Annotated in this window: 29 protein-coding genes; 9 read left to right on the top strand and 20 right to left on the bottom strand. The window is 60.7% G+C overall.

What is annotated here, in order from left to right; genetic code table 11:
- Positions 1-5: 5 nt before the first annotated feature.
- Positions 6-599, bottom strand: coding sequence for a hypothetical protein (locus V3W27_RS00225; protein ID WP_330205704.1), 594 nt, complete (start codon positions 597-599; stop codon positions 6-8).
- Positions 565-1,305: an SURF1 family protein gene (locus V3W27_RS00220; protein ID WP_007962780.1), complete on the bottom strand. Its 741-nt coding sequence runs from the start codon at positions 1,303-1,305 to the stop codon at positions 565-567. The genes V3W27_RS00225 and V3W27_RS00220 overlap by 35 nt, the downstream gene beginning before the upstream one ends.
- 70 nt (positions 1,306-1,375) lie before the next feature.
- Here V3W27_RS00220 and V3W27_RS00215 point away from each other — a divergent pair, with 70 nt between their 5' ends.
- Positions 1,376-1,579 (top strand): twin transmembrane helix small protein, encoded by a 204-nt coding sequence (locus V3W27_RS00215; protein ID WP_003220344.1) that lies wholly within the window; start codon positions 1,376-1,378, stop codon positions 1,577-1,579.
- A 7-nt stretch (positions 1,580-1,586) separates the two neighbouring features.
- Here V3W27_RS00215 and V3W27_RS00210 read toward each other — a convergent pair whose 3' ends face one another.
- The 4 genes from V3W27_RS00210 to coxB form a co-directional block, all read right to left on the bottom strand.
- Entirely contained in the window at positions 1,587-2,474 is an 888-nt protein-coding gene (locus tag V3W27_RS00210; RefSeq protein WP_097090194.1) for a cytochrome c oxidase subunit 3, read from the bottom strand.
- A 25-nt stretch (positions 2,475-2,499) separates the two neighbouring features.
- Complete coding sequence (locus V3W27_RS00205) at positions 2,500-3,051, bottom strand: cytochrome c oxidase assembly protein (protein WP_123586030.1); 552 nt, start codon at positions 3,049-3,051, stop codon at positions 2,500-2,502.
- A gap of 129 nt (positions 3,052-3,180) precedes the next feature.
- Entirely contained in the window at positions 3,181-4,767 is a 1,587-nt protein-coding gene (gene ctaD, locus V3W27_RS00200) for a cytochrome c oxidase subunit I (protein WP_108591140.1), read from the bottom strand.
- Between the two features lie 82 nt (positions 4,768-4,849).
- Positions 4,850-5,977, bottom strand: a complete 1,128-nt coding sequence (gene coxB, locus V3W27_RS00195) for a cytochrome c oxidase subunit II (RefSeq protein ID WP_027610220.1) — start codon at positions 5,975-5,977, stop codon at positions 4,850-4,852.
- Between the two features lie 370 nt (positions 5,978-6,347).
- Here coxB and V3W27_RS00190 point away from each other — a divergent pair, with 370 nt between their 5' ends.
- Positions 6,348-6,980 carry a hypothetical protein gene (locus tag V3W27_RS00190; RefSeq protein ID WP_007962790.1) on the top strand — a complete coding sequence of 211 codons (633 nt, stop codon included), beginning with the start codon at positions 6,348-6,350 and terminating at the stop codon, positions 6,978-6,980.
- A 137-nt stretch (positions 6,981-7,117) separates the two neighbouring features.
- Here the strand turns inward: V3W27_RS00190 and V3W27_RS00185 are convergent, their stop codons facing one another.
- The 6 genes from V3W27_RS00185 to V3W27_RS00160 all read right to left on the bottom strand — a co-directional run bounded on the left by V3W27_RS00185 (position 7,118) and on the right by V3W27_RS00160 (position 14,685).
- Positions 7,118-8,644, bottom strand: coding sequence for a SulP family inorganic anion transporter (locus V3W27_RS00185; protein WP_330205703.1), 1,527 nt, complete (start codon positions 8,642-8,644; stop codon positions 7,118-7,120).
- A gap of 90 nt (positions 8,645-8,734) precedes the next feature.
- Complete coding sequence (locus tag V3W27_RS00180; protein ID WP_098966495.1) at positions 8,735-9,466, bottom strand: carbonic anhydrase; 732 nt, start codon at positions 9,464-9,466, stop codon at positions 8,735-8,737.
- A 238-nt stretch (positions 9,467-9,704) separates the two neighbouring features.
- Positions 9,705-10,763: a PA0069 family radical SAM protein gene (locus V3W27_RS00175; protein WP_096797311.1), complete on the bottom strand. Its 1,059-nt coding sequence runs from the start codon at positions 10,761-10,763 to the stop codon at positions 9,705-9,707.
- Between the two features lie 74 nt (positions 10,764-10,837).
- Entirely contained in the window at positions 10,838-12,139 is a 1,302-nt protein-coding gene (locus V3W27_RS00170) for a cytochrome c (RefSeq protein WP_330205702.1), read from the bottom strand.
- Between the two features lie 12 nt (positions 12,140-12,151).
- Positions 12,152-13,936 (bottom strand): GMC family oxidoreductase, encoded by a 1,785-nt coding sequence (locus tag V3W27_RS00165; protein ID WP_096797309.1) that lies wholly within the window; start codon positions 13,934-13,936, stop codon positions 12,152-12,154.
- 2 nt (positions 13,937-13,938) lie between these two features.
- Positions 13,939-14,685 (bottom strand): gluconate 2-dehydrogenase subunit 3 family protein, encoded by a 747-nt coding sequence (locus V3W27_RS00160; protein WP_183785674.1) that lies wholly within the window; start codon positions 14,683-14,685, stop codon positions 13,939-13,941.
- A gap of 311 nt (positions 14,686-14,996) precedes the next feature.
- Between V3W27_RS00160 and V3W27_RS00155 the strand changes: the two genes are divergently transcribed.
- Complete coding sequence (locus V3W27_RS00155) at positions 14,997-15,641, top strand: dual specificity protein phosphatase family protein (RefSeq protein ID WP_096797308.1); 645 nt, start codon at positions 14,997-14,999, stop codon at positions 15,639-15,641.
- A gap of 45 nt (positions 15,642-15,686) precedes the next feature.
- Here the strand turns inward: V3W27_RS00155 and V3W27_RS00150 are convergent, their stop codons facing one another.
- Complete coding sequence (locus V3W27_RS00150) at positions 15,687-15,971, bottom strand: YheV family putative zinc ribbon protein (RefSeq protein WP_007962808.1); 285 nt, start codon at positions 15,969-15,971, stop codon at positions 15,687-15,689.
- A complete protein-coding gene (prlC, locus tag V3W27_RS00145; RefSeq protein WP_330205701.1) occupies positions 15,968-18,046 on the bottom strand; it encodes an oligopeptidase A in 2,079 nt (692 codons plus the stop codon). The genes V3W27_RS00150 and prlC overlap by 4 nt, the downstream gene beginning before the upstream one ends.
- 62 nt (positions 18,047-18,108) lie before the next feature.
- On the opposite strand from prlC, the gene V3W27_RS00140 reads away from it, so the two are divergent.
- Entirely contained in the window at positions 18,109-18,654 is a 546-nt protein-coding gene (locus V3W27_RS00140; RefSeq protein ID WP_115988515.1) for a gamma carbonic anhydrase family protein, read from the top strand.
- A gap of 28 nt (positions 18,655-18,682) precedes the next feature.
- Positions 18,683-19,333, top strand: a complete 651-nt coding sequence (locus V3W27_RS00135) for an HAD family hydrolase (protein WP_041074751.1) — start codon at positions 18,683-18,685, stop codon at positions 19,331-19,333.
- 94 nt (positions 19,334-19,427) lie between these two features.
- Here the strand turns inward: V3W27_RS00135 and V3W27_RS00130 are convergent, their stop codons facing one another.
- Positions 19,428-20,510: an aminopeptidase gene (locus V3W27_RS00130; protein ID WP_330205700.1), complete on the bottom strand. Its 1,083-nt coding sequence runs from the start codon at positions 20,508-20,510 to the stop codon at positions 19,428-19,430.
- A gap of 58 nt (positions 20,511-20,568) precedes the next feature.
- On the opposite strand from V3W27_RS00130, the gene V3W27_RS00125 reads away from it, so the two are divergent.
- Complete coding sequence (locus V3W27_RS00125; protein ID WP_247269496.1) at positions 20,569-20,991, top strand: PA0061/PA0062 family lipoprotein; 423 nt, start codon at positions 20,569-20,571, stop codon at positions 20,989-20,991.
- A gap of 40 nt (positions 20,992-21,031) precedes the next feature.
- Positions 21,032-21,451: a PA0061/PA0062 family lipoprotein gene (locus tag V3W27_RS00120; protein WP_330205699.1), complete on the top strand. Its 420-nt coding sequence runs from the start codon at positions 21,032-21,034 to the stop codon at positions 21,449-21,451.
- Positions 21,452-21,457: 6 nt separating this feature from the next.
- Here the strand turns inward: V3W27_RS00120 and V3W27_RS00115 are convergent, their stop codons facing one another.
- Both V3W27_RS00115 and V3W27_RS00110 read right to left on the bottom strand, forming a co-directional pair.
- Positions 21,458-21,697: a DUF1161 domain-containing protein gene (locus tag V3W27_RS00115; RefSeq protein ID WP_330205698.1), complete on the bottom strand. Its 240-nt coding sequence runs from the start codon at positions 21,695-21,697 to the stop codon at positions 21,458-21,460.
- 248 nt (positions 21,698-21,945) lie between these two features.
- Positions 21,946-22,377: an OsmC family protein gene (locus V3W27_RS00110; protein WP_034152273.1), complete on the bottom strand. Its 432-nt coding sequence runs from the start codon at positions 22,375-22,377 to the stop codon at positions 21,946-21,948.
- 241 nt (positions 22,378-22,618) lie between these two features.
- Here V3W27_RS00110 and V3W27_RS00105 point away from each other — a divergent pair, with 241 nt between their 5' ends.
- Positions 22,619-23,620, top strand: a complete 1,002-nt coding sequence (locus tag V3W27_RS00105) for an LLM class flavin-dependent oxidoreductase (protein ID WP_027610203.1) — start codon at positions 22,619-22,621, stop codon at positions 23,618-23,620.
- A 171-nt stretch (positions 23,621-23,791) separates the two neighbouring features.
- Here the strand turns inward: V3W27_RS00105 and V3W27_RS00100 are convergent, their stop codons facing one another.
- Both V3W27_RS00100 and V3W27_RS00095 read right to left on the bottom strand, forming a co-directional pair.
- Positions 23,792-24,013 carry a DUF1161 domain-containing protein gene (locus tag V3W27_RS00100; protein WP_027610202.1) on the bottom strand — a complete coding sequence of 74 codons (222 nt, stop codon included), beginning with the start codon at positions 24,011-24,013 and terminating at the stop codon, positions 23,792-23,794.
- A 124-nt stretch (positions 24,014-24,137) separates the two neighbouring features.
- Entirely contained in the window at positions 24,138-24,353 is a 216-nt protein-coding gene (locus V3W27_RS00095; protein WP_027610201.1) for a dodecin, read from the bottom strand.
- Between the two features lie 170 nt (positions 24,354-24,523).
- On the opposite strand from V3W27_RS00095, the gene V3W27_RS00090 reads away from it, so the two are divergent.
- On the top strand, positions 24,524-24,850 hold the full coding sequence (locus tag V3W27_RS00090) for a DUF883 family protein (RefSeq protein ID WP_003220391.1): 327 nt from the start codon (positions 24,524-24,526) through the stop codon (positions 24,848-24,850).
- Here V3W27_RS00090 and V3W27_RS00085 read toward each other — a convergent pair.
- Entirely contained in the window at positions 24,823-25,740 is a 918-nt protein-coding gene (locus V3W27_RS00085) for a LysR family transcriptional regulator (protein ID WP_096797305.1), read from the bottom strand. The genes V3W27_RS00090 and V3W27_RS00085 overlap by 28 nt on opposite strands.
- Positions 25,741-25,773 lie beyond the last annotated feature (33 nt).

The raw sequence follows: 25,773 nt of genomic DNA, 5'->3' as shown, positions 1-25,773 counted from the left end.
TGCCCTTATCCGATGTTGGACAGTTTCAGCAGATGACGCAGGTCGTTGAGCAGGTCCTTGCCCTTCACGCTCGGGTCGTAACGCAGCACGAGGTTGCCGTGGGGGTCGATGATCCACAGTTGCGGTGTGGCCTTGTCGCCGGTGGCCTTGCTCAACGCTGCGCTGTCCAGCGGGTAGCGTTGCAGCTGCGGATATTCGCGGCTCAGCTTGGCTTCGTAATCGGCGCTCAGCGGCTGTGCAGCGGCGAGGGCGTGGCTGGCGCGCCCGGCATCGCGACCGAGACCGATCTGGATCTGCCGGGCGAGGTAAACCAGTTGCTGGCAGTCCACCGCGCAATCCTTCGGCGCGGTCACCAGCATCTGCCAGCGCTGTTCATCGGCTTGCACGCCGAGGTCGGCGCGGGTCTGGCCGTTGCCGATCAGTTCGCCGTGATAGCTGCGACCTTCCGGCACCCAGAACTGCAGTTTGTACATGCCGGTCGCCAGCACCATCGGGCCGACCACGCCAAGCACAATCAGCAACAGCTGGATCCGCCCGCGGCGGCGGGTGGCCGGGGTTTTCGCCTCAGACATGCTGGGTGGATTCATGGCCGTTCCCATGGTGGTTCTCCTTTGCGTTGTGCAATCCAAGGTAGAGATAGAGACCGAGCAGGGCGGTGGCCATGGCGAACCACTGCACGGCGTAACCGAGGTGTTTTTCCGGGCCCATGGCGACGACCGGCCAGTCGGCCTCATAGCTGGCGGGGCCGGGTTCGGCACGAAGTTCGTAGGCGAAGCCGTCGCGTTCGAGGGTTTTCCACAGCTTCGCCGGCTCGACGGCGGTGATCGTTTGCGGCCAGGTGCTGCTGGCCGGGTCGGCGTGCAACTGGAAGGTCGCACCGGGGGCGACGTAGACCCAGGCGTCCAGATTCACGGCGTCGGCGGGGGTAGCGAATTGCGGCGTCACCCGGCGATCCGGCCATGGCAGCCAGCCGCGATTGACCAGCAGCCACTGGCCGCTGGCCCGATCCTGAAACGGTTGCAGCAGCTCGATACCGACCTTGCCGTTGCGCTGGCGGTTGTCGAGCAGCAGGCTGTGGGCGCCATCGAACTGGCCGTACAGATGCACACGGCGAAAGGCCGGGTCGGCGCTGTGCAGCAATTCGCTGCTGGCCATCGGATCAGCCGCGCGGCGCTCGGCATAAGTGGCGAGCAGGGCGGTTTTCTCCGCGCCCCGACCGAGCTGCCAGAAACCCAGCGACACCAGCAGCGGCAACAGCAACGCCACCACCACGGTCGGTATCACGCCCGGGCGGAAGCGCTTCATGGCCGTGCCACAAAGTCAGTCGTCGCGCTCGCTATACTCAACTGCATCGCCTGTCCCCCGGAGTCTTCCCATGCTCAAAGCAGCCATCGTCCTGCTGCTGATTGCCACGGTGATCAGCCTGTTCAGCGGCCTGTTTTTCCTGGTCAAGGACGACAGCAGCTCCAATCGCCTGGTGATCGCCTTGAGTGTTCGGGTGGCACTGGCCGCTGCCACCGTCGGCTTGATCGCCTGGGGCTTTTACAGCGGCCAACTGGTGTCGCATGCGCCTTGGTGATCAGTGCTCAGAGCACATAAACGAAGATGAACAAACCGATCCACACCACATCGACGAAGTGCCAATACCAGCTCGCCGCCTCGAAACCGAACTGATGCTCGGCATCGAAATGGCCCTTCATGATGCGCATCAGCATCACGAACAGAATGATCGTGCCGATGGTCACGTGCGCGCCGTGGAAACCGGTGAGCATGAAGAACGTCGCGCCGTAGATGCCCGAACCCAGGGTCAGGCCAAGTTCGTGGTAGGCGTGCATGTATTCCTCGGCCTGCAAGGCGAGGAAGCCGCAGCCCAATAGAACGGTGATCGCCAGCCAGATTTTCAGTGCGCCGCGATGGCCCTTTTTCAAGGCATGGTGGGCGATGGTGATGGTCACGCTGGAGCTGACCAGCAGGATCGTGTTGATCAGCGGCAGGCCCCACGGGCTGATGACTTCCTTGGGCGGCGGGAACAGTTTCGGGTCCGGGGTGTGCAGCAGCGGCCAGGTGAACTGGAAGTTCGGCCAGAGCATGTGCGCGATGCCTTTCGGGCCTTCGCCGCCCAGCGCCGGGCCGGAGATGTGCCGCACATAGAACAGTGCGCCGAAGAAGGCGACGAAGAACATCACCTCGGAGAAGATGAACCAACTCATGCCCCAGCGGAACGAGCGGTCGAGCTGCGGGCTGTACAGCCCGGCACGACTTTCCTTGATCACCGCCCCGAACCAGCCGAACAGCATGTACGCCAGCAACAGCCCGCCGACGAAGAAGATGTACGGGCCGTGGGATTCCGGGCGCGCTGCCTTCAGATCGTTGAACCAGGTCGCCAGGCCGTACACGGTGATTGCCATGCCGAAGGTGGCGATGATCGGCCATTTGCTCTGGGCCGGGACGTAATAGTGCTCATGAGTTGCCATTTATTGTTCTCCTTATCGGGCACGCTTAACCGCCAGTGTTTGCAGCCACCGGAGGATGTCGGGCGGTGATATCGAACAGCGTGTAGGACAGCGTCAGGTGCTTCACGTCCTTGGGCATGTCGCGGTCAACGATGAAACGCACCGGCATCTCGATCTGCTGACCGGGCTGCAGCACCTGCTGGGTAAAGCAAAAGCATTCGGTCTTGTGGAAATACGCCGCGGCGTTGCTCGGCGCGATGCTCGGCACAGCTTGCGCACTCATCGGTTTGTCGGTGGGATTGCGCGCGATGAAAATCATCTCGTTGACCGCGCCGGGGTTGGCGGTCAACTCGTCGTGTTTGGGGTAAAACTCCCAGGGCATGTCGATGTTGTTGGTCGACAGGAACTGCACGCGCACCTGACGCGAGCTGTCCACCATTTGCTCGCCCTCGTACTGCCCGGCGGTTTTGCCATTGATGCCGAAGGCCTTGCACATCACGTCGTAGATCGGCACCAGAGCAAAGCCGAAGACAAACATTGCCACCACCACGCCGAGCAGACGGGTGACCAGTTTTTTCAGCGAGATCGAGTCAGCCATGTTTGTCAGCCTCCACCGAGATCCCCTGTGGGAGCGGGCTTGCTCGCGAATGCAATTCATCATTCAACCCATGAGTTGAATGATCTGACGCATTCGGCAGCAAGCCCCCTCCCACAAAGGCAAGGCGTTTCATTTCACTTCCGGCGGCGTGGTAAAGGTGTGATACGGCGCCGGCGACGGCACGCTCCACTCCAGGCCTTCGGCGCCATCCCACGGTTTCGCCGGGGCTGGCGGGCCGCCGCGAATGGTCTTGATCACGATGAACAGGAAGAAGATCTGCGTGGCACCGAACATGAACGCGCCAATCGACGAAACCATGTTGAAGTCGGCGAACTGCAGGTTGTAATCCGGGATCCGCCGCGGCATCCCCGCCAGCCCCACGAAGTGCATCGGGAAGAAGGTCATGTTCATGCCGACGAACGACAGCCAGAAGTGCAGCTTGCCGAGGGTTTCGTCGTACATGTGCCCGGTCCACTTCGGCAGCCAGTAATAGGCCGAAGCGAAGATCCCGAAGATCGCCCCCGGCACCAGCACGTAGTGAAAGTGCGCGACCACGAAGTAGGTGTCCTGGTACTGGAAGTCCGCCGGGGCAATGGCCAGCATCAGCCCGGAAAAACCGCCGATGGAAAACAGGATCACAAACGCTACGGCGAACAGCATCGGCGTCTCGAAGGTCAGCGAGCCTTGCCACATGGTGCTGGCCCAGTTGAACACCTTCACCCCGGTCGGCACGGCGATGAGCATGGTCGCGTACATGAAGAACAACTCGCCCACCAGCGGGATGCCGACCACGAACATGTGGTGCGCCCAGACGATGAACGACAGGAACGCGATGCTCGCCGTGGCGTAGACCATCGAGGTGTAGCCGAACAGCGGCTTGCGCGAGAAGGTCGGGATGATCTGGCTGACGGCGCCGAAGGCCGGCAGGATCATGATGTACACCTCGGGGTGGCCGAAGAACCAGAACACGTGCTGGAACAGCACCGGGTCACCGCCACCGGCGGCACTGAAGAAACTGGTGCCGAAGTGGATGTCCATCAGCATCATCGTCACGCACCCGGCCAGCACCGGCATCACCGCGATCAGCAGGAACGCGGTGATCAGCCAGGTCCAGACGAACAGCGGCATTTTCATCAGGGTCATGCCGGGGGCGCGCAGGTTGAGGATGGTGGCGATCACGTTGATCGCGCCCATGATCGAACTGATCCCCATCAGGTGGATGGCGAAGATGAAGTAGGTGACGCTTTCCGGCGCGTAGGTGGTGGACAGTGGCGCATAGAACGTCCAGCCGAAGTTCGGCCCGCCACCGGCGGTGAACAGGGTCGAGACCAGCAGCAGGAACGCCGCCGGCAGCAGCCAGAAGCTGAAGTTGTTCATCCGTGGCAGGGCCATGTCCGGCGCGCCGATCATCAACGGGATCATCCAGTTGGCGAGGCCGACGAACGCCGGCATCACCGCGCCGAAGACCATCACCAGGCCGTGCATGGTGGTCATCTGGTTGAAGAACGCCGGTTCGACGATCTGCAGCCCGGGCTGGAACAGCTCGGCGCGGATCACCATGGCGAACGTGCCGCCGAGCAGGAACATGCAGAACGCAAACCACAGGTACAGCGTGCCGATATCCTTGTGGTTGGTGGTCAGCACCCAGCGCATCAGGCCTTTGGCGGGGCCGTGGGCGTGGTCGGCATGACCGTGGTCATCGATTACAGCGCTCATGGCCGGTCTCCTTTACGTGAGTGGACGGGGCTGGCCAGGGCGCGTTGCCCCGGCCGGTTCACGAAGTACGCGATAGACCGGCTCATTTGCTTTCCGCCTGTTTGAGCTCAAGCACTTCTTTTGGCGTGACCATGTCGCCCTTGTTGTTGCCCCAGGCGTTACGTTCGTAGGTCACCACCGCTGCGATATCGACTTCCGACAACTGCTTGCCGAACGCTGCCATGGCAGTACCGGGCTTGCCGAAGTACACGCGGTGCAGGTGGTCGGCTTTCGGCCCGGTGGCAATCGGTGAGCCCTTGAGCGCCGGGAACATCGGCGGCAGGCCCTGGCCTTCGGCCTGGTGACAGGCCACGCAAGTGGTGTGATAAATCTTGTCGCCGCGTTCCTTGAGTTCGTCGAGGGTCCATTCCTTGCTGGTCAGCTCCTTGAGCTGCGCGGCTTCGGCTTTGCGGTCGGCAAGCCATTTGTCGTAGTCGGCCTTCTCTTTGACGTCGACCACGATCGGCATGAAGCCGTGGTCCTTGCCGCACAGTTCGGCGCACTGGCCACGGTAGAGGCCGGGCTTGTCGATGCGCGTCCAGGCTTCGTTGACGAAACCCGGGATCGCATCGCGCTTGACCGCGAAGGCCGGCACCCACCATGAGTGAATGACGTCGGCGGAAGTCACGAGGAAGCGCACCTTGGCGCCAACCGGCAGCACCAGCGGCTTGTCGACTTCGAGCAGGTAGTGCTCGCCCTTGGCTTCCTTGTTGTGGATCTGTTCGGCGGGGGTGGCCAGGTTGCTGAAGAACTCGACGTCCTGACCGAGGTATTTGTAGTGCCACTTCCACTGATAGCCGGTGATCTGGATATCGATATCCGGCTCACTGGTGTCGTACATGCGGATCAGGGTGGCGGTCGCCGGAACCGCCATCGCCACCAGGATCAGCAGCGGCACGACAGTCCAGAGAATCTCGACGGTGGTACTTTCGTGGAATTTTGCGGCGACCTGCCCGGTCGAGCGGCGATGCACGATCATCGACCAGAACATGGCGCCGAAGACGATGATCCCGATCACCACACAGATCCAGAAAATGGTCATGTGCAGGTCGAATACTGCGTGACTGATTTCAGTCGCTCCAGGCGCCATATTCACAGTCCAGGCCGCTTGAGCCGGGCTGAAAATCGACCACAACAGGAGGCCCATCCAGACGTGTGGATGTCGCATCATTGCGGGTTCCCCTTATCGTTCTTGTTATCCCGTAGGCGCAACGCCTTCGGCAAGGGAGCGGCTGCATCAGACTACGAACTTGAATCGCCGGGCCTTGCTGCGTGGGCAGTCGGGCGTCATCAGCTAACTCCATTCAATGGCGAGTATAGACAGCCATCGGGAATTGCAATGTCGACGCGTAAATGATCTGAAACAGCCGGGGCTTGCGCTCAAGGGTACGAATGGAGAAGGATGCAGACGAGTGGTGGCGAACCGATATAACGCTGCTGCATCAAGGACGAAATAATTATGACAAATGCGTCTTAGCATTTTTCGTAAGCCAGCTAAGTTATGTCTTCCCTATTTCATTGCCTTGTTCCCTGGAGTTTTCATGAACACCGCCGCATTGCGCGAGCAGATCCAAAAAGCCCGACAAACCGAAAATGAAACCGGACGGCTCAAGCGTCAGCTGGAAGCCAAACTGCCTCATCTGCATTCGGCCATCCAGTTGCCAGACGCCAACCGCGAAGAAGCGTTGACCAGTTTCGTCACCGCCTATATCGATGAAGTACCAGACATGCTGGACGCAGCCAATGAAGTTGCCAGGGAAGCGGGAATCGAGTCGCAGATCAAGCCGGTGCTGAAAATCGCCGAGCAGTACTTCCTCCAGCCGCCGGTCGGCCTGGACAGCCTGCTGGATGAAGCCTATCTGGCGCACCGCTTTGTCGAAGAGGTCAACGACCTGTACATCAAACACCTCGGCCAGCCACTGATCCCCTTGGACATGACGGTCGCCAACCTGATTGCTCACCAATTGCTCGGTGAGGAATTTGCCAATCAACTGGACGAAGTGGTGCATCACACTATCGACGAGATGCTCGACGACGAGAGTTTTGCGCTGGAATCGGTAGAGGCCTACCGCGACAAACTCAGCAGCCCGGATACCGGTGCTGCGTGGAAGCGCTGGCCATGCATGGGCCGCCGCCTCGGCGTGGGCCTGGAGCTGGACCAGCCTGCTGCCTGATTCAAAGCCCGGTACAGATCCCAATTGTGGGAGGGGGCTTGCTCCCGAAGACGGTGGATCAGTCACTATCAATGTCGACTGACCCACCGTCTTCGGGAGCAAGCCCCCTCCCACAGGGGTATTTCAAGATCAGGTTTTTAGCCAGCCGCACCGATCCCGGTATTTGTTCGAACCCGCCCCTCCAACCGTCGCTTCAACCCACGCGACTCAATCAGCAGCTTCGACCCCTTGGCCGCATTCGCCCGGCCCCATTCCTCCAGCAACTCCAGACACGAATGGTCGATGTAGCTCAGGTTATTGAGCGGCACATGCACCGTCGTGCCTTGCGGAATACTGCCCAGCACTTGCGTCAACGCCGGCACTTTGAGGAATGTCGCCGCACCGATCAGACGCAACTCCATCTCGCCGTCCTGCGGCAGATCGATCAGGCTGATCTTCAATCGCGAAGCCTTGAACGCCAGTTTCAACATCGTCAGGCCGAAACCGATCAACACACCGGTCAGCAGGTCGGTGAAGATGATCGCCAGTGCCGTCGCGGCATAGGTGAACATCGGCATCCGCCCGTAACGGCCCAGACCACGAAAGGCCTTGAGGTCCACCAGTTTGAACCCGGTGTACACCAGCACCCCGGCCAGACTCGCCACCGGAATGCTTTGCAGCACGCTCGACAGCAACAACACGAACGCCAGCAGCCACAGACCATGGAAGATCGTCGAATAACGGGTGGTTGCACCGGCCTGGACGTTGGCCGAGCTGCGTACGATCACCCCGGTCATCGGCAGTGCCCCGACCAGACCGCAGAGCATGTTGCCGACACCTTGCGCCGACAGCTCACGGTCGAAATCCGAGCGCACGCCGTTGTGCATGCGATCCACCGCAGCGGCGGACAGCAGCGTTTCGGCGCTGGCGATGAACGCCACGGCAAAAGCCGCAATCAGCAGGGTGGGGTCAGCGAGGCTGAGCAAGTCCGCCGGTTTCAGCCAGTCGATGGCTTCGGCCAGGTTCTCCGGCACTTCGACCCGTTTCACCTGCAACGCCAGCAGCAGACTGGCGCCCGTGGCCAGACCGACGCCGAGCAGCGCACCGGGAATGAAACGCAGCGAATGCGGGCGAAACTTCTCCCACAGCCACATCACCGCAATGGTCGCCAACCCGAGCAAGCCGGCCTGCCAGCCGAACGACGGCAAGGCTTGCGCCACTGCGCCGGGGAAGGCCGTTAAGTTATCCAGCCCGGACGGTTGTGGCTTGGCATCGAGCATCACATGCACCTGCGACAGAACGATCAGCACGCCGATCCCGGCGAGCATGCCGTAGACCACCGCTGGCGCCGTCACCCGAAACCAGCACCCGAGCTTCAGGCGCCCGGCCACCAGTTGCAGGAAACCCGCGAGCAGCAGAATCGGCCCGAGCATCTCGATGCCGTGCTGGCGCACCAGCTCGAACACCAACACCGCCAGACCGGCCGCCGGCCCGCTGACCTGCAACGGCGAGCCTGCCAGCCAACCCACCACCAGGCCGCCGATGATCCCGGTGATCAGACCTTTGGCCGGCGGCAACCCGGAAGCGATCGCAATGCCCATGCACAACGGCAGCGCGACCAGAAACACAACCACCGAAGCCAGCAGCTCCCGTGGCAACACCGCTTTCAATTGAGCAGCACGCATGGTGACTCTCCCGAAGTTTTCTTCAGGCATGGCTTCGCCGAACCGCTGAAACAGCGGCCGGCATCAAGCCACACAGATTTTTAGGAGGATTTAGAAGCGCGCTTTGGGCGTCGCCACCGGAATCGGATGGCTGCCGTCGAGCGGCAGGAAGCGTCCCTGATCCGCGTCGTAAGCTTTGATTTCGCTGGTTTCGATGTTGTAGACCCAGCCATGGATGAACAGTTGACCGTTCGCCATGCGTGAGGCTACCGAAGGATGGGTACGCAAGTGCTGAAGTTGGGCGATGACGTTCTCCTCGGTGAGGATCGGCATGCTTTCTTTTTCGTCGGTGCAGTTACAGTTTTCGTGCACCATGGTTTTTGCCACTTCGGCGTGGCGCAACCAGGCTTTGACCGTCGGCATTTTTTCCAGACTGTCGGGGTTGAGCACCGCGCGCATGGCACCGCAATCGGAGTGGCCGCAGATGATGATGTGTTGCACGCCCAGCGCCAGTACCGCGTATTCGATGGCAGTGGAAACGCCACCGTTCATCTGGCCGTAAGGCGGTACAACGTTGCCGACGTTACGGGTCACGAACAGATCGCCTGGCGAACTCTGGGTGATCAGCTCGGGCACGATGCGCGAGTCGGCGCAGGTGATGAACATCGCCCGTGGCGATTGCGCCGTGGCGAGTTTCTTGAAGAGTTCTTCCTGCTGCGGGAAGACCTCATGATGAAAATGCAAAAAGCCGTCAACGATCGTACGCAACGCTGCATCGGCGGATTCCGCCCCAGGGACGGCTTGCGCCGACGCAGCCAACGGCTGTTTATCCTTGTCACTCATGATTCATCCTCTTTGGCGGATTCGGGGAGTCGTTCCCGTGTATTCCGGTATGAAGCCAGTGGCTGTTTAAAACATCCGGGCCATCCCGACCCGTCAGTCACTCGATGAACAAGGTAGCCGCCGAAACTTAACTCAAACTGAATCGAGCGCTCTAGAACGTGTGTTCCAGGTCACAAAAAACGTGACTGAGGTATTTCGACGGAAGGATTCCAACCCAGCACCCATAGGCTAATTGTCGCTAAATCAACGACATCTGGCGACCCGGCGGACAGAAGGCCGTGCAGTCCAGGTTGTAGCCCTCACGGTGGTTTAAACCGAGACGTTTAATGGCTTTGGCGAAACGTTGCGCGAGCAGGTCGGCGAACGGCCCCTCGCCGCGCATCCGCGCACCGAACCGGCTGTCGTAGAGCTCACCGCCTCGGCTCTGGCGGATCAGGCTCAGGACATGGGTCGCACGCTGCGGATAGTGCGCCTGTAACCACTCCTCGAACAACGGCGCCACTTCCAGTGGCAGGCGCAGCATCATATAGGCGGCACTTTGTGCACCGGCGGCATGCGCCTCGGTCAGCAGGCTTTCGATTTCGCTGTCGTTGATCATCGGGATCATCGGCGAACACAGCACCCCCACCGGAATGCCTGCTTCGCGCATCACCCGGATCGCCCGCAGCCGTGCTTTCGGTGCAGCGGCACGGGGTTCGAGGATGCGTTTGAGTTCATCGTCCAGCGTGGTCAGGCTGATCATGACCGCCACCAGCCGTTGCTGCGCCAGCTCGGTGAGCAGGTCGAGGTCGCGCAGAATCAGCGAACCTTTGGTAACAATGGTCACCGGGTGCCGGTAGCGCAGCAGCACTTCAAGGGTCTGCCGGGTGATCCTGTGCTCGCGCTCGATGGGCTGATACGGATCGGTGTTGGAGCCAAGATTGATCGGCGCGCATTGGTAACCGCGTTTGCTCAACTGTTCCTCAAGCACCTGGGCGGCGTTGGTCTTGGCGATCAGCCGAGTTTCGAAATCCAGCCCCGGCGACATGTCCCAATAGGCGTGGCTGGGTCGCGCGTAGCAATAGATGCAACCGTGCTCGCAGCCGCGATAGGGGTTGATTGAGCGATCGAAGGGCAGGTCTGGCGAGGTGTTGCGGGTGATGATGGTTTTCGCGGTCTCGATCATCACTTCGGTGTTCTGCGTTTCGGGCACTTCCTGATACCAGCCGTCGTCCTCGGCCACCGAACGGTTCGGCGCAAAGCGGTTGTGCGGGTTGGTCGCGGTGCCGCGGCCGCGCGGTGGCAATGGAGTAGACATGAAAACGCCCAGATACTGTGTGCATATACAGTATCTGGGCGTTGCTCATCTGGCTAGTGCCGTCGGGCGACTGGTCAGTTGTGTTGCGTGACCTGACCGAGGTCATCGCCGGAGGTGTGCTTCATATCCTCCTTACGCAACTCGGCGACGTCAGCGGCTTTCACCGGCGCACCTTTGTTGCCCCAGCTGCCACGGATGAAACTCACCACATCCGCCACTTCCTGATCCGACAACCGCCAGGCGAAACCCGGCATGGTGAAGGTCGAGGGTGCCGTGTGCGTCGCCGGCAAGGTACCGCCCTTGAGCACGATGTGGATCAGCGATGTCGGATCCTCCGATTGCAGCACCGGATTGCCCGCCAGCGCTGGGAACACCCGGGTGTAGCCGTGGCCGTCGGTACGGTGGCAGGCCGCGCAGTTGTCGATGTACACCGCCGCGCCGCGCTGACTGTCGTCGCCGTTCCACAGGGCTTTGGCCGCTTTCTCGTCGTACTGGTGCGGCTGATCGTTCGGATCAGTTGCGGGCAGCGACTTGAGGTAGCGGGCGATCGCAGTGAGGTCGGCATCGGTCATGTACTGCATGCTGTGGGTGACCACATCGCTCATGCCACCGAATACTGCACTGCGGTCGCTGCGGCCGGTCTTGAGGAACTGCACCAGCTGCTCTTCGCTCCAGCTGCCCAGGCCATCCTTGTGATCACCGCGCAGACTTTTGGCGATCCAGCCTTCCAGCGGCGCACTGCCGGCGAGGAAGTTGTTGCCGTCCGCCGCGCTCAGGGATTTTTCCTGCATGGTCAGGGCCCGTGGCGTATGGCAGGCGCCGCAATGGCCGAGGCCTTCGACCAGATAGGCGCCACGATCGATCACCGGATCATCCGAGGTGCTCTTGTAGTCCTCGACTTTCGGCGCAAACAGCCAGCGCCAGCCCATCAGCGGCCAGCGCATGCTCAGCGGCCATGGGATGTCGCTGGCCTTGTTCTCCTGCGCCACCGGTTCGACACCGTGCATGAAGAAGGCGTACAGCGCCTGCATGTCGGTTTCACTGACCCGGGCGTAGGACGGATACGGCATCGCCGGGTACAAGGTACTGCCGTTTTTGGCGACGCCGTGGCGCACCGCTCTGTCGAAGTCCTCGAAGCTGTAGTCACCGATGCCGTTTTTGTCTGGAGTGATGTTGGTCGAGTAGATCGTGCCGATCGGTGTTTCCATCGGCAGGCCGCCGGCGAACGGTTTGCCGCCCTTGGCGGTGTGGCAGGCCACGCAGTCACCGGCGCGGGCGAGGTATTCGCCTTGCTTGATCAACGCCTGATCAACGTCGGCGGCGTGTACAGCCGTGCTGCCGAGCAGGGCCAGGGTGGCGATAACGAGATTTTTCATGGTCATCGCTCCTTATGCCTGAACCAGCGGGCCGGGGTTTTTCAGGTACTGCTCGCGGATCGCCTTGGCGGACCAGTAGGTCAACGCCGCCACCAGCCCGGTCGGGTTGTAACCCAAGCCTTGCGGGAATGCCGACGCACCTGGCACGAACACGTTGTGCACGTCCCAGCTCTGCAGGTAACGGTTCAGGGCGCTCTTCTTCGGATCGGTGCCCATGATTGCGCCACCGTTGAGGTGGGTGGTCTGGTAGGCCGCAGTGTTGAAATGATCACCGACCTGCTTGCCGATCACCGCGATGGCTTTCGGGCCCATGGCTTGAGCGACCTTGCCCATTTTCTCGACCATGAAGCGGTTCATTTTGATGTCGTTTTCCTGCCAGTCGAAGGTCATGCGCAGCAGCGGCAAGCCGTAGGCATCGCGGTACACCGGATCCAGATCGAGGTAGTTGCCACGGTAGGACTGATGCGCGCCGTGGGCATCCATCGACACCTGGTGGGTGTAGTAATCGGCGGTCGCGCGTTTCCACTGGCTGCCCCAGGCCGGAGTGCCGGGTGGGTTTGAGGTGCCGGCAATCGGGCGGCTGCCCGCCTGGTTGACCCACATTGGCGAGCCGCCGACGAAGCCATGCGGGCCGTGGTCGAAGTTGTCGGCGTTGAAATCATCCAGCGCCACACCGTTGCCGCCGGCACCGATGAAGTTGTTGGTGTGGGTGTCCTTGTCGAAGAACGCCTTGATGGTCGCCATGTTCTGGTAGGCGAAGTTACGCCCGACCACGCCTTCGCCGCTGATCGGGTCGTACGGCTTGCCGATGCCCGAGAGCAGCATCAGGCGCACGTTGTGCAGCTGGAAGGCGCCGAGGATCACCAGATCCGCCGGTTGCTCGATCTCGCGGCCCTGGCCGTCGATGTAAGTCACGCCGGTGGCCTTGGACTTGGTGCTGTCGAGGTTGACCCGCAGCACATGCGAGTTGGGCCGCAGCTCGAAATTCGGCAGGGGCTTGAGCGCCGGCAGAATGTTTACGTTCGGCGAGGCCTTGGAGTACATGTAGCAAACGTAACCGCTGCAGAACCCGCAGAAGTTGCACGGGCCCATCTGCGCGCCGTAGGGATTGGTGTACGGGCCTGAAGTATTTGCCGACGGCAGGTTGTAGGGTTTGTAACCAACTTCTGTCGCCGCTTTGCCGAACAGTTGTGCGGAAACGGTGTTCTTCTGCGCTTGCAGCGGGAACGGATTGGAGCGATCCGGTGCGTAAGGGTTACCGCCCTTGCCCTGACCGACCAGTTGGCCCTTCACGGTCCAGGCCTGGCCGGAGGTGCCGAAGACCTTTTCGGCGAAATCGAAGAACGGCTCCAGCTCTTCATAGCTGACGCCGAAGTCCTGGATGGTCATGTCCTTGGGGATAAAACTTTTGCCGTAACGCTCTTCGTAGTGGCTGCGCATGCGTAGCTCGATCGGATCGACGCGAAAGTGCACGCCCGACCAGTGCAAACCGGCGCCGCCGACGCCATTGCCCGGCAGAAACGCACCCAACTGGCGGTTCGGCAGGGCGATGTCGTTGACGCTGTGGCGGATGGTGACGGTTTCTTTCGAGATGTCCTGAAAGAGTTTTTTGCGCACGCTGTAGGTGAGTTCGTCGATCACCTGTGGATAGTTGCCGTCGGGGTAGGTGTCCTGCATCGGCCCGCGCTCCAGCGCCAGCACGTTGAGCCCGGCTTCGGTCAGCTCCTTGGCCATGATCGCGCCAGTCCAGCCGAAACCGACGATCACTGCGTCGACCTTCTTCATTACGGTTGCCATGCTCAAGCCCTCTCGCCGCGAATCGAAACTGCCGGGAAGGGGTATTGCTCGTTGCGTTCCACCCAATCCATGAAATCGGCGCGGGCGCCGGGGAAGCCGATCATGGTCCAGCCGACCATGCCTTTATTGCCGCCGTGGATCGGGTCGCAGAAGAACCCTTCCTTGGTGTTTTGCAGCAGCAGGCTGAAGAAAATCTTCGCTGGAACCGCATCGAACTGTGGTTTGCCGGCTTCGAGCTGCTTGAGCAAATCTTCTCGGGTAGCGCTGTCTTGCTCAGCAAATGTTTTACCGTTGAGGGATTTTGCCCACTGATCCGTGGCAGCGATGCCCAGGCGATAGATCTCTTTTGGCACCAGTTTGCTCTGCCAGCCCATCTCCGGCGCAGCGTCGGCGTTGAACGGACCTTGCATGTACCACAGGGCACCGGCGGCGTACGAGGTGTTCATCTGGCGGTCGATGTATTCCGGCACGCCGGCTTCCAGGGCACCCGGGCCTTGCTCGTCGTTGGGAATCAGGTGTGCCACGGCGGCGTTGATGAAGGCCCATTCCTCGGCGGTGAAATAGCTCGGCTGATAAGCGCTGGCGTCAGCTTTGGCCGGTGTTGCTGCGGGCGTCGACGGGGCCGCTTCAGGCGCCGCTTGCAACACGCTGCTGCCCAGACCGCTACCGGCGAGGGTGACCACGGGAATCAGGGTCAGGGATTTGCGCAAGAACTCACGCCGCGGGTTGTCTCGATCTGCGTCAGACATGGGGGTGCACCTCATCAGGCATTGATGGTTGTCCGCCGTTTCTGCGAACGGCGTGAGCATTTTTTCGTCGCGGCGTGGCCCGGTGGTTGACCGGGAAAAGGGGGACGCCTGCAACATCGTGTGACAAATGGTAGCAGGCTATGCATCGGGTTGAACCGATTCAGCGGAAAAAGCTGCGGTTTTTTTACCTGAGTGCTCAATGAAATCGCACGGATTCACGATTCTTTGACAAGTGCCTCACAGGGCTTTGACCGTCAGACGTGGAAGCTGCGAGGCCTTTCATTGATGAATTCCGATACGGTCAGCCCAGCATGTCTCGAGTGCGCCTTTTCCTTGCTTTGTGTTTGTCGCTTGTTGCCTTGTTGCACTTGATGCCGGCCCAGGCTGACGCCGCTGCAACATCGCGTCCGCCGGAGTGGGCGCAACCGGTTGAAGTGCAGTACAACCTGTTCCAGATGTCGCCAACCCTCTACCGCAGCGCCTTGCCGGATGGCGGCGCAGTGCCGTTGCTGAAGAACCTGAAAGTGGCGACGGTGATCAACTTCCTGCCGGAAGCTGACAGCAGCTGGCTGTCGGAGCCGGGCATCAATCAAGTGCAACTGCCTTATCGCACCAACCATGTCGATGACGCCGATGTGCTCAAGACGCTGCGCGCGATTCAGGCTGCCGAAGCCAATGGCCCGGTGCTGATGCATTGCAAACATGGCTCCGACCGCACCGGCCTGATGGCGGCGATGTACCGGATCGTGGTGCAGGGCTGGAGCAAGGAAGACGCGCTGAACGAAATGACGCAGGGCGGTTTTGGTGAAAGCGGCCATTTCAAGGATGGCGTGCGTTATGTGATGCAAGCCGATGTCGACAAACTGCGCACCGCGCTGGCCAACGGCGACTGCAGCACCAGTGCCTTTGCCACTTGCTCGATGAAGAGCTGGTTCCAGTCGGTCAACCTCAAGTAAGCCGCACCCTCCACGGCATTGCACCGTGGAGGGTCATGCGCCGGCTCAGTCTTCGGACTTTTTCTTCAGCTTCGGATTCGGGAAGAATTGCACGGCCTGGACGGTCTTGTCCGGCGCCGGCTTGAGCGCGCTGGTATTGACCCGCGTGCCCAGTTCCTTGGGAACCGACAACCCTTGCTCGTTCAATGTATCCGAGTAACCGCAGGCCACACACTCACGGTGCGGCACGCTGTCCTCGTTCCACATCATCAGTTTGTCCGGCTCGCTGCACGCCGGGCAGACAGCCCCGGCGATAAAGCGCTTCTTGGTAATCACAGGTGCCTCACTCATGCTGCTGCGTCCTCACTCAGGCCGCTATGGCGCAAGAGTGCGTCAATCGATGGCTCACGGCCACGGAAGTCGACGAACAGCACCATCGGTGCCTGCGAGCCGCCACGCGCGAGAATCGCTTCGCGGAAGGCGCGACCGGTTTCGGCGTTGAGCACGCCGTCTTCTTCGAACTTGGAGAAGGCATCGGCTGACAGCACTTCCGCCCACTTGTAGCTGTAGTAACCCGCGGCGTAACCGCCGGCGAAGATGTGCGCGAAGCTGTTGGGGAAGCGGTTGTACGCCGGTGGACGCATGACCGACACCTCGTCGCGCACGCCTTCCAGCACTTGCGCCACGCTGCGGCCGTCACCGTGAGTGGCGTGCAGTTCGAAGTCGAACAGCGAGAATTCCAGCTGACGAACCATCATCAACCCGGACTGGAAGTTTTTCGCCGCGAGCATTTTTTCCAGCAGGTCTTGCGGCAGCGGCTCGCCGGTTTCGTAGTGACCGGAGATCAGCGCCAGGCCTTCCGGCTCCCAGCACCAGTTTTCCATGAACTGGCTCGGCAGCTCGACCGCATCCCACGCCACGCCGTTGATCCCGGAAACACCGGCGTGATCAACGCGGGTCAGCAGGTGATGCAGGCCGTGACCGAATTCGTGGAACAGGGTGGTCACTTCATCGTGGGTCAGCAGCGCAGGCTTGCCGCTGTCGGCCGGGGTGAAGTTGCACACCAGGTTGGCGACCGGGCTTTGCAGCACGCCATCGACTGTGCGACGACGGTCGCGGGCGCCGTCCATCCACGCACCGCCACGCTTGTTGGCGCGGGCGTAGAGGTCGAAGAAGAAGCGCCCGACGTGCTGGCCGTTTTCCTTGATTTCGAACAGGCGCACGTCCGGGTGCCAGGTGTCGAAGCCTTTCAGCTCGGCGATTTCGATGCCGTACAGACGCTGAACGATAGCGAACAGACCGCCGAGGACTTTATCGATCGGGAAGTAGGCGCGCAGGGTTTCCTGAGCGACGCTGTAGCGTTGCTCGCGAAGTTTTTCCCCGTAGAAACCACTGTCCCAGCTTTGCAGATCGGCGCAGCCCTGTTCGGCGGCGTAAGCGCGCAGCTGCTGCAGATCCTGCGCAGCGAACGGCTTGCTGCGTTTGGCCAGGTCGCGCAGGAAGCTCAGCACCTGATCGCTGGACTCGGCCATTTTCGTGGCCAGGCTCAGCTCGGCGAAACTGGCGAAGCCCAACAGCTTGGCCAGTTCCTGACGCAGGTCGAGGATCTCTTCCATGACCGGGCCGTTGTCGTTCTGCCCGGCGTTCGGGCCTTGGTCCGACGCACGGGTGCAGTAGGCGGCATAGACTTCTTCACGCAGCGCGCGATCCTGGGCGTAGGTCATCACCGCGTAGTAGCTCGGGAATTCCAGGGTGATCAGCCAGCCATCGAGACCTTTGGCCTGCGCGGCGGCAGCCATTTGCGCCTTGGCCGAATCAGTCAGGCCGGCGAGGGCGGCTTCGTCGGTGATGTGCTTGGTCCAGGCTTGCGTGGCGTCGAGCAACTGGTTGGAGAAGCGGCTGCCCAGCTCGGACAGTTTGCTCTGCACTTCAGCGTAACGCTTTTGTTCGGCTTCCGGCAGATCGATGCCCGACAGACGGAAATCGCGCAGGGCGTGTTCCAGAATGGTTTTTTGCGCCACGTCGAAACCGGCGGCTTCCGGGCTGTTGGCCAGCGCTTCATAGGCCTGGAACAGCTCGCGGTTCTGGCCCATCTCGGTGGAGTAGGCGCTCAGGGCCGGCAGGCACGACTCGTAGGCTTCGCGCAGTTCGGCGCTGTTGCACACGGCATTGAGGTGGCTGACCGGGCTCCAGGCAGCGCCGAGGCGATCGTTGAGTTCGTCCATCGCCAGTACCAGGCCGGCCCACGTCGGATTCTGGCCTTGGGTCTTGAGGATTTCGGCGATGGCGGTGCGGTTGTCGGCCAGGATCGTTTCGATGGCTGGCAGCACGTGTTCGGCACGGATCGTGGAGAACGGCGGCAGGTCGTAGGACTGCAGAAGAGGGTTGTTCACGCTCACGGTTGGCACCTTGGCTGGAAGAAACATGCGCCCATCTTAATTACAATCGACACTCACCGCAGCTATCGGCGACAGAGAGAGAACTTATCGTGCCCGTTCGCAAGTACCAGAATCACACCCCGCAGCTCGGTCAAGGCGCGTTTGTCGACGCCTCCGCGGTGGTGATCGGCGACGTCGAAATCGGCGAAGACAGCTCCGTGTGGCCGCTGACCGTGATCCGTGGCGATATGCACCGCATCCGTATCGGCGCGCGCACCAGCGTGCAGGACGGCTGCGTGCTGCACATCACCCACGCCGGCCCGTTCAACCCGGATGGTTTCCCGCTGCTGATCGGCGATGACGTGACCATCGCCCACAAGGTCATGCTGCATGGCTGCAGCGTTGGCAGTCGTGTGCTGATCGGCATGGGCAGCATCGTCATGGACGGCGCGGTGGTCGAGGACGATGTGATCATCGGCGCCGGCAGCCTGGTGCCGCCGGGCAAGCGCCTGGAAAGCGGTTTCCTCTACGTGGGCAGCCCGGTAAAGCCGATCCGCCCGTTGACCGACAAGGAGCGTGCCTTCTTCACCTACAGCGCGGCGAACTACGTGAAGCTCAAGGATCTGCATCTGGCCGAAGGCTACGACCAGCTCTGAAACGACTTACACCTGCTCAGGATTTCTCATGCATTACCAGACCGTACTGTTCGACCTCGATGGCACCCTGACTGACCCGCGTGAGGGCATCACCCGTTCCATCCAGTTCGCTTTGAGCAAACTCGGCATCGACGAGCCGGACCTGAGCAAACTCGAACACTTCATCGGCCCGCCGCTGTTGCAGGCGTTCATGCAGTTTTATGGCTTCGACGAGGCCAAGGCCTGGGAGGCGGTGAATTTCTATCGTGAGCGCTTCAAGGTCACCGGCCTTTACGAAAACCGTGTGTTCGATGGCGTCACACCGTTGCTCGAGACCCTGAGCGGGCAAGGGCGACAGCTGTACATCGCGACCTCCAAACCTTGGGAGTTCGCCCGGGAAATCGCCCGGCACTTCGACTTCGCCAAACACTTCAAGGTGATCTACGGCAGTGAGCTGGATGGCACGCGGACCAACAAGGTCGAGCTGATTGCGCACCTGATCGCCGAAGAAGGGCTGGATCCGGCCAATACGCTGATGATCGGCGACCGCAAGCATGATCTGATCGGCGCGCGCAGCAACGGCGTGGACGCGGCGGCAGTGGGCTATGGGTTTGGCAGTTTTGAAGAGTTGAGTGCCGAAGCGCCGGCTTATCACTTTGAGACTTTGGCTGAGTTGCATCAGGCGTTTCTGCGGCGCTGATTGGATTGCTATCGCGAGCAGGCTCACTCCTACATTTGGAATGCGTTCCTCCTGTAGGAGTGAGCCTGCTCGCGATGACGTCTTCTCAATCAACTCAACTGTTTGTATCTGCCAATACTTTCAAAGCCGTCTTGCGCTTCTCAAGGGGTAAACCACCCAACTTCTCAACCTCAACATAAAACCGCACCCAATCCCCCCCTACCTTTCTGAACAGTGCCGCAAACGCCGGCACCCATTGGTCATACAGCCCGAACGGCAACAATCGCGCATTGTTCAGCGGCATATTCACCCAAGCGTCGTAACGCTTGTCCCCGGCCCACTGACTGTCACGCGTCACCCGGTAGTCGCGCCGAAACTGCTCGAACTCCGCCGCTTTATCCCTGCGCATCTGCTCAGCCGGCAGCGGCTGGGCGTAGAGCTTTTCCAGGCGTGAGCGCGTTTCCAGCACCAGCTCAATGAACTGATCGCGCTGCTTGAGCCTGGCATCGGTGTCCGGCGGCAATCCACGAAACGCCCGCCACTGGCGGGTGCCTTCCTGCTCGACAAACGTGGCAAACGACTCGTTGAACTCGGTGTCGTCCTTCACATAGAAGCGCTGATGCGCCAGTTCATGAAAGATCAGCGTGGCCAGACGCTCATCGCCCCAGCCCATCATCGAATTGAGGATCGGGTCATTGAACCAGCCGAGGGTTGAATAGGCCTCGACCCCGCCAATCGACACATCCATGCCTTGCAGACGCAGGAGCGCCGCTTCGCCGCGCGCGGCGCTCTGGCTGTAGTAGCCGCGATAGGCCACGCAACCGGCGATCGGGAAACAATGGTTCTGCGGGGTCAGGGAAAACTCCGGGGTGGCGAACACGTTCCACACCACATACGGCCGGCCAATGTCGGCGTACAGCCGATAGCTCTGGTTGTCCGGCAGGTGCAGCTGTTCGCTGGCGAAGTCCCGGGCCTTTTGCGACTGGGTCAGGTGCGTGCGCAGCTTAGCGTCGCGGCTCGGGTCGGCAACCACCTTGGCCACCGGCTCACGCGCCCGCAGCAGCTGCAACTGACCCCCGGCCAACTGGCTGTAATAGCTGACGCTGGAACAACCGTTGAGCAACAAAAACATCACACCCGGAAACAAAATCCGAAAAACGCGATCAAGTAACCCATGGCTTGGAAGCGGCCTGCTCAAAATAAAAATCCTTTGGAAAGTCTGCCCGCAAGACTATCCCGCCATTTGGAGCTTCGCTATGCGCATGTTGTTGCTGACAGGAGGCCTGCTGACGCTGGCCGGTTGTGCCGGATTCGGAATGCCCGATCCTGACCCCTCGCAAGCCTGGATTGATCTCGATGCCCGGCAACAGGACACGGCGTTGCAAGCGCTGAAAGTCGATGACAAGGCAACTGTCGACAAACGTTATTTCGAAGTCCAGCCCGGCAGCCATGAGCTGAAGGTGCGTTATCAGTTTCCGGTCGAAGCCACCAACATCGGCCCCGACGCCGAGCCACTGTGGCGCGACTGCCAGTTGAAGCTGACATTCAAGGAATTCAACGCCGGACAGCGTTATCAATTGCAAGCCGGCAGCATCGGGTTCCGGCCATGGGCGAAGCTCTATGACGAGCAGCGCAATGTGGTCGGCCAAGGAACCCCGGCAGGCTGCCAGCGCACGTGATCGGCGCTATGCTGGAGGTCTGAACCCCTGGACATCCCTCATGCGCAAGTTGATGTTGTTGCTCGCGGTCGGCGTTGTCGCCGGTTGCCAGACCCCGTTACCGCCGGTCGATCCGCAAATGGCCTGGGTCGACTTCTCGACCCCGACCCCTGGCGGCAAACTGCTTATGGCCGAGCGCCTGGACAATCAACGGCTGACCGATGGGCGCTTCTTTCAGGTCGCGCCTGGCAGCCATGAGCTGCGGGTGCGGTTTGACTTCGAGGTGTTTGGTGGCGGCGGTGCGCTGATGACCGGCCCTGTCGAGCGGCTGTGCTACCTGTACATCCGCTACGACCATTTCGAAGCCGGCCAGCATTATCTGCTGGAAGGTCGTTCGCTAGGGTTCACCCCGAGTGCCCGGCTGTACAACGCCAAACGTGAAATCGTCGCCGAGGATCGCGACTACAACTGCATCAACTGAGACGACTCAGCTGTCGTTCTTCTGATAGATGATCGCTTTGCTGCCGTTCTCACATGAACCGACCACCATGGCGATGTCATGTTTTGCGGCTTCTTCCTTGCTGACGATCTCCAGTGTGTAGGACGGCACTGCTTTAGCCTGAATCTTGATTTCGATCTCTTTCCTGAGTTCTTCACAGTCTTTCGGTGCGGCAAGAACCGTTGTGGCCAATGCACTGCAGAGGATCGCCAAGCCAATACGTTTCATATCCTGAAGCTCCATGGGGCAGCGCGCACGGGCGTGCGCTGAAGCTGCTGTCACTTATTCGACCATATTTTTGCAGGGCGGGTTCTGACTTCGCTCACATCTTCCGGGATTGCGGTAATTGTTAGATTGCCATCGCGAGCAGGCTCACTCCTACAGGGGATCCCGATTGTTCACAATTGATGTGTCCGCTGGAGATCGAATGTAGGAGTGAGCCTGCTCGCGATGGCGTCAGTACAGTTAACGCCTGATCAGCTGACCAGCGAAGCCTCAAGGGTAATCTTCGCATTCAACACCTTGGACACCGGGCACCCTTCCTTGGCCTTGTTGCTCAGTTCTTCAAACTGCGCCTGAGTCGCCCCCGGGATTTTCGCCTTGAGGATCAGCTTCACCGCCGTGATTGCGAAGCCGCCATCCACCTGATCCAGCGTTACTTCAGCCTGCGTATCAATGCTGTCGGCCTTCAGGCCCGCATCCCCCAGAATCATCGAAAACGCCATGGAAAAACAGCCAGCATGCGCGGCGCCGATCAGTTCTTCCGGGTTGGTGCCCTTACCGCCCTCGAAGCGGGCCTTGAAGCCGTAAGGTGCTTCTCTGAGGACGCCGGTCTCGGTAGAGATCGAGCCGATGCCGGTTTTCAGATCGCCTGCCCAATGCGCGGATGCTTTCTTCACGATAGCCATGTCTGCCTCCTCAAGATCTGGCGCGGAACGCCGCGCCGTCGTGGTTTTTGCTTGCAAGGCTTCTGAGGATAGACGTCGGGACAAAGTTCAGCCCGGTTGAATCGTTGACTTTTTTAGTAGGAAATTTCATCGCGGCTATTGAAACTCGGGTATATGCCCTCATTGCATAAAACACGCTTATGGATTGGGCAGGTTTTCGTTCGCAAGAAAAACCTGCCTCCTCATTCGGAGACGCAGGTTTATGAAGCAACTGTCCGACGTAAAGTTTTCCACCCTTGATCTGGTGCCCGTGCGCGAGAACGGCAGCCCGGCGCAATCGCTGCGCAACTCGCTGGATCTGGCACAGCATGTCGAGAAACTCGGCTATACCCGCTTCTGGGTGGCCGAACACCACAACATGGACGGCATCGCCAGTTCTGCCACCTCGGTGTTGCTGGGATACTTGGCCGGCGGTACCTCGACGATTCGCGTCGGCTCCGGCGGGGTGATGCTGCCCAACCACGCGCCGCTGGTGATCGCCGAACAGTTCGGCACTCTCGAAAGCCTGTACCCGGGACGCATCGATCTGGGTCTGGGCCGCGCGCCCGGCTCCGACCAGATGACCGCCCGCGCCCTGCGTCGTGAGCGCTCCGGCAGTGCCGATGATTTCCCGGAAGACGTCGCCGAGCTGGCGCGCTTCCTCGGCCCGCGCACCCCGGATCAACGGGTGATCGCCATGCCCGGCACCGGCACCAACGTGCCGATCTGGTTGCTCGGTTCCAGCCTGTTCAGCGCGCAGCTGGCCGGTGAGCGTGGTTTGCCCTACGCCTTCGCCTCGCACTTCGCCCCGCGCTTCATGCACGAGGCGATTCGCGTCTACCGCAACCACTTTAAGCCGTCGGCAGTGCTCGATAAACCGTACGTGATGCTCGGGGTGCCGTTGGTGGCGGCCGATACCGATGAGCAGGCCGACTACCTGGCGACCTCGGTGTACCAGCGAATTCTCGCGCTGATGCGTGGGCAGAGTCTGGTGCAGCGTCCGCCGGTGAAAACCATGGACGGCCTGTGGCTGCCCCATGAGCGCGAGGCGGTGGGGGATTTCCTCGGTCTGGCGATGGTCGGCAGCCCGCAGAAGATCCGCGCGAAGCTGGAGGTGCTGGTCGAGCAGACCCAGGCCGATGAGCTGATCTTCACCTGCGATCTGTATGAGCATGCCGATCGTCTGCACTCCTATGAATTGCTGGCCCAAGTCATGAAGGGCTGACTCTGGAATACGGCTTCTGTGGGAGCGGGCTTGCTCGCGAAGACGGAGTGTCAGACACCCTGGAGGTCGGCTGACATAACGCTTTCGCGAGCAAGCCCGCTCCCACATTGGGAACCAGTGGCCCACAAAAAAGCCGACGCCTTCGCGTCGGCTTTTGCATTTCAATCGCGATCACCCGCGTTTGTAGACGATTTCCTTGGTGCCGCCTTCACAGGTGCCCACAACTTTTCCGCCATTGGCTCCCTTGTCGACAACCTCCAGCGAATACCCTGCAACGCCCTTGGCATCCAGCTTCGCTGCAATCTCGCCTTTCAGCTCTTCACAAGGCTTGCCAGCAGCAAACGCGCCACCCGCAAGGCTCAACAAACCTACTGCCAATATGAACTTCTTCATCGGTCGCACTCCCTGGTCGGATTAAAAGAGGCGGGCATCAGGTCTCCCGATGCACTCACCTTGTAGCGCTTTGCCATTCCTATGGCACTCGGCCAGCGCGCAAGTTCAGAAGCGTAGCCCAAAGTCAGCTGCTGGCAATGCGAAAGCCCACTTTGAGTGTGACTTGGAAATGCGCAGCCTTGCCGTCCTTGATGTGGCCGCGGGTCTCGACCACTTCAAACCATTCCAGATGTTTGATGCTCTTGTTGGCTTCGGCCAACGCGTTGTTGATGGCGTCTTCGATGCTGCTGGTGGACGAGCCGACCAGCTCGACTTTCTTGTACGTGTGATGGTCACTCATGGCGATCTCCTTGGCGTTTGCAATTGACGTGTGGAATTGAGACTAGCAGTCAATCTGCTCTGTGGATTTCGGTGCCGCGGCGCAAGCGAAGTTCAGATTTTCTGCACTTTCTCAAACCGCTGAAGTCCCAACCAACACACGCCACTCATCACCAATGCAGGAGAGCCACCATGGCCAACACCTCTTTACGTAAAGCCTCGTTGCAAAGCATGGAAGCCGAGATCGAGAGTCTGCTCAAATCGTTGGAAAGCCTGAAGGACGACGCGTCCGACGAGTCGCGCAAGACCCTCAAGGCGCTCAAGAGCAACGCTGAAAGCGCGCTGAAACATTCGCGCAGCCTGCTCAGCGATGCCTATGAAGAAGTTAAAGTGAAAACACGCGAGACCGGCATCGCCACCCGCGATTACGCTCAGGAACACCCTTGGACCACCGCCGGTGTGGCGGTCGGTGCAATCGGTCTGCTGGCTGCTTATTTGCTGTTCAAGCGCGGCGAGTGATCCGTCTGGCGCAGCTCATTCTTGAGCCATTGCGCCAGTTGCCGGGCGCGTCCGTCTGCGGCGCGCTTGGGTAGCCACAACGCCAGTTGCGCCGGGGTTTCGCAAAAGCCCCACGGCGCAACCAGGCGACCGGCCTTCAAGTCCTCGGCCACCAGCGGCTCTGGCGCGATTGCCACGCCGAGTCCGGCCACTGCGGCTTCCAGCAGATAATACAAATGCTCAAAACCTTGCCCCAACTTCAACGCCTTGGCGTCGAGGTGATTTTGCTGTGCCCAACTCGGCCAGGCTTGCGGGCGCGATGTGGTGTGCAGCAGCGGCTCGCTGAGCAAGGCTGACGCCGGCGCCGCTTGCAGGCGTTGGTAGCCACTGAACAGCGGGCTCATCACCGGGCCGATGCGTTCTGCGGCCAGTTCGTAGACCTGCATGTCTGCCGGCCATGGCGGCTCGGCGAACAACAGCAACGCATCGAGTCCTGGGCGCCGCGGGTCGAGATCACCTTCCCCGGCTGACAAGTGCAGACGCAAGTCCGGCAGATCGGCGTTGAGCCGCCCCAGGCGTGGGATGAACCAGCGCGCCAACAGACTGCCGGAGCAGCCGAGCACGAACGGCGCGTCAGCGGTGTTTTGCGTCAGCTCGGCACACACACTGCGCAAGCGATCGAAGGCCTCACCGCTGGCATCTCGCAGACGAACGCCGGCATCTGTGAGTTTCAAGCCGCGACCATCCTTGACGAACAGGCTCACACCCAGATGCTCTTCGAGCACTTTGAGCTGACGGCTGACTGCACCATGAGTGACGTGCAGCTGTTCGGCCGCCTGGCTGACGCTGTTCAGCCGGGCGGTGGCTTCGAACGCGCGCAAGGCGTTCAGCGGGGGAAGGTCGTGGCTCATGGTATCTGTGAGTTTTCCTGACAGGTTGCGGCG

Origin of the sequence: Pseudomonas sp. AM14(2022), from assembly GCF_036346455.1 — a bacterium.
GTDB classification, from domain to species: Bacteria; Pseudomonadota; Gammaproteobacteria; order Pseudomonadales; family Pseudomonadaceae; genus Aquipseudomonas; species Aquipseudomonas putida_A.
Note: the sequence above shows the minus strand (reverse complement) of the source record. Positions and strands in the feature narration are given on the sequence as shown.

Bases quoted from the DNA above. Each gene is read 5' to 3' on its own strand.
- V3W27_RS00220 (WP_007962780.1), bottom strand. From the start codon at position 1,305: ATGAAGCGCTTCCGCCCGGGCGTGATACCGACCGTGGTGGTGGCGTTG.
- V3W27_RS00180 (WP_098966495.1), bottom strand. From the start codon at position 9,466: ATGAGTGACAAGGATAAACAGCCGTTGGCTGCGTCGGCGCAAGCCGTC.
- V3W27_RS00155 (WP_096797308.1), top strand. From the start codon at position 14,997: ATGTCTCGAGTGCGCCTTTTCCTTGCTTTGTGTTTGTCGCTTGTTGCC.
- V3W27_RS00105 (WP_027610203.1), top strand. From the start codon at position 22,619: ATGAAGCAACTGTCCGACGTAAAGTTTTCCACCCTTGATCTGGTGCCC.
- V3W27_RS00120 (WP_330205699.1), top strand. From the start codon at position 21,032: ATGCGCAAGTTGATGTTGTTGCTCGCGGTCGGCGTTGTCGCCGGTTGC.
- V3W27_RS00225 (WP_330205704.1), bottom strand. From the start codon at position 599: ATGGGAACGGCCATGAATCCACCCAGCATGTCTGAGGCGAAAACCCCG.
- V3W27_RS00160 (WP_183785674.1), bottom strand. From the start codon at position 14,685: ATGTCTGACGCAGATCGAGACAACCCGCGGCGTGAGTTCTTGCGCAAA.
- V3W27_RS00110 (WP_034152273.1), bottom strand. From the start codon at position 22,377: ATGGCTATCGTGAAGAAAGCATCCGCGCATTGGGCAGGCGATCTGAAA.
- V3W27_RS00095 (WP_027610201.1), bottom strand. From the start codon at position 24,353: ATGAGTGACCATCACACGTACAAGAAAGTCGAGCTGGTCGGCTCGTCC.
- V3W27_RS00115 (WP_330205698.1), bottom strand. From the start codon at position 21,697: ATGAAACGTATTGGCTTGGCGATCCTCTGCAGTGCATTGGCCACAACG.
- V3W27_RS00135 (WP_041074751.1), top strand. From the start codon at position 18,683: ATGCATTACCAGACCGTACTGTTCGACCTCGATGGCACCCTGACTGAC.
- V3W27_RS00190 (WP_007962790.1), top strand. From the start codon at position 6,348: ATGAACACCGCCGCATTGCGCGAGCAGATCCAAAAAGCCCGACAAACC.
- V3W27_RS00100 (WP_027610202.1), bottom strand. From the start codon at position 24,013: ATGAAGAAGTTCATATTGGCAGTAGGTTTGTTGAGCCTTGCGGGTGGC.
- V3W27_RS00150 (WP_007962808.1), bottom strand. From the start codon at position 15,971: ATGAGTGAGGCACCTGTGATTACCAAGAAGCGCTTTATCGCCGGGGCT.
- prlC (WP_330205701.1), bottom strand. From the start codon at position 18,046: ATGTTTCTTCCAGCCAAGGTGCCAACCGTGAGCGTGAACAACCCTCTT.
- V3W27_RS00175 (WP_096797311.1), bottom strand. From the start codon at position 10,763: ATGTCTACTCCATTGCCACCGCGCGGCCGCGGCACCGCGACCAACCCG.
- V3W27_RS00170 (WP_330205702.1), bottom strand. From the start codon at position 12,139: ATGAAAAATCTCGTTATCGCCACCCTGGCCCTGCTCGGCAGCACGGCT.
- V3W27_RS00165 (WP_096797309.1), bottom strand. From the start codon at position 13,936: ATGGCAACCGTAATGAAGAAGGTCGACGCAGTGATCGTCGGTTTCGGC.
- coxB (WP_027610220.1), bottom strand. From the start codon at position 5,977: ATGATGCGACATCCACACGTCTGGATGGGCCTCCTGTTGTGGTCGATT.
- V3W27_RS00090 (WP_003220391.1), top strand. From the start codon at position 24,524: ATGGCCAACACCTCTTTACGTAAAGCCTCGTTGCAAAGCATGGAAGCC.
- ctaD (WP_108591140.1), bottom strand. From the start codon at position 4,767: ATGAGCGCTGTAATCGATGACCACGGTCATGCCGACCACGCCCACGGC.
- V3W27_RS00215 (WP_003220344.1), top strand. From the start codon at position 1,376: ATGCTCAAAGCAGCCATCGTCCTGCTGCTGATTGCCACGGTGATCAGC.
- V3W27_RS00205 (WP_123586030.1), bottom strand. From the start codon at position 3,051: ATGGCTGACTCGATCTCGCTGAAAAAACTGGTCACCCGTCTGCTCGGC.
- V3W27_RS00185 (WP_330205703.1), bottom strand. From the start codon at position 8,644: ATGCGTGCTGCTCAATTGAAAGCGGTGTTGCCACGGGAGCTGCTGGCT.
- V3W27_RS00085 (WP_096797305.1), bottom strand. From the start codon at position 25,740: ATGAGCCACGACCTTCCCCCGCTGAACGCCTTGCGCGCGTTCGAAGCC.
- V3W27_RS00125 (WP_247269496.1), top strand. From the start codon at position 20,569: ATGCGCATGTTGTTGCTGACAGGAGGCCTGCTGACGCTGGCCGGTTGT.
- V3W27_RS00210 (WP_097090194.1), bottom strand. From the start codon at position 2,474: ATGGCAACTCATGAGCACTATTACGTCCCGGCCCAGAGCAAATGGCCG.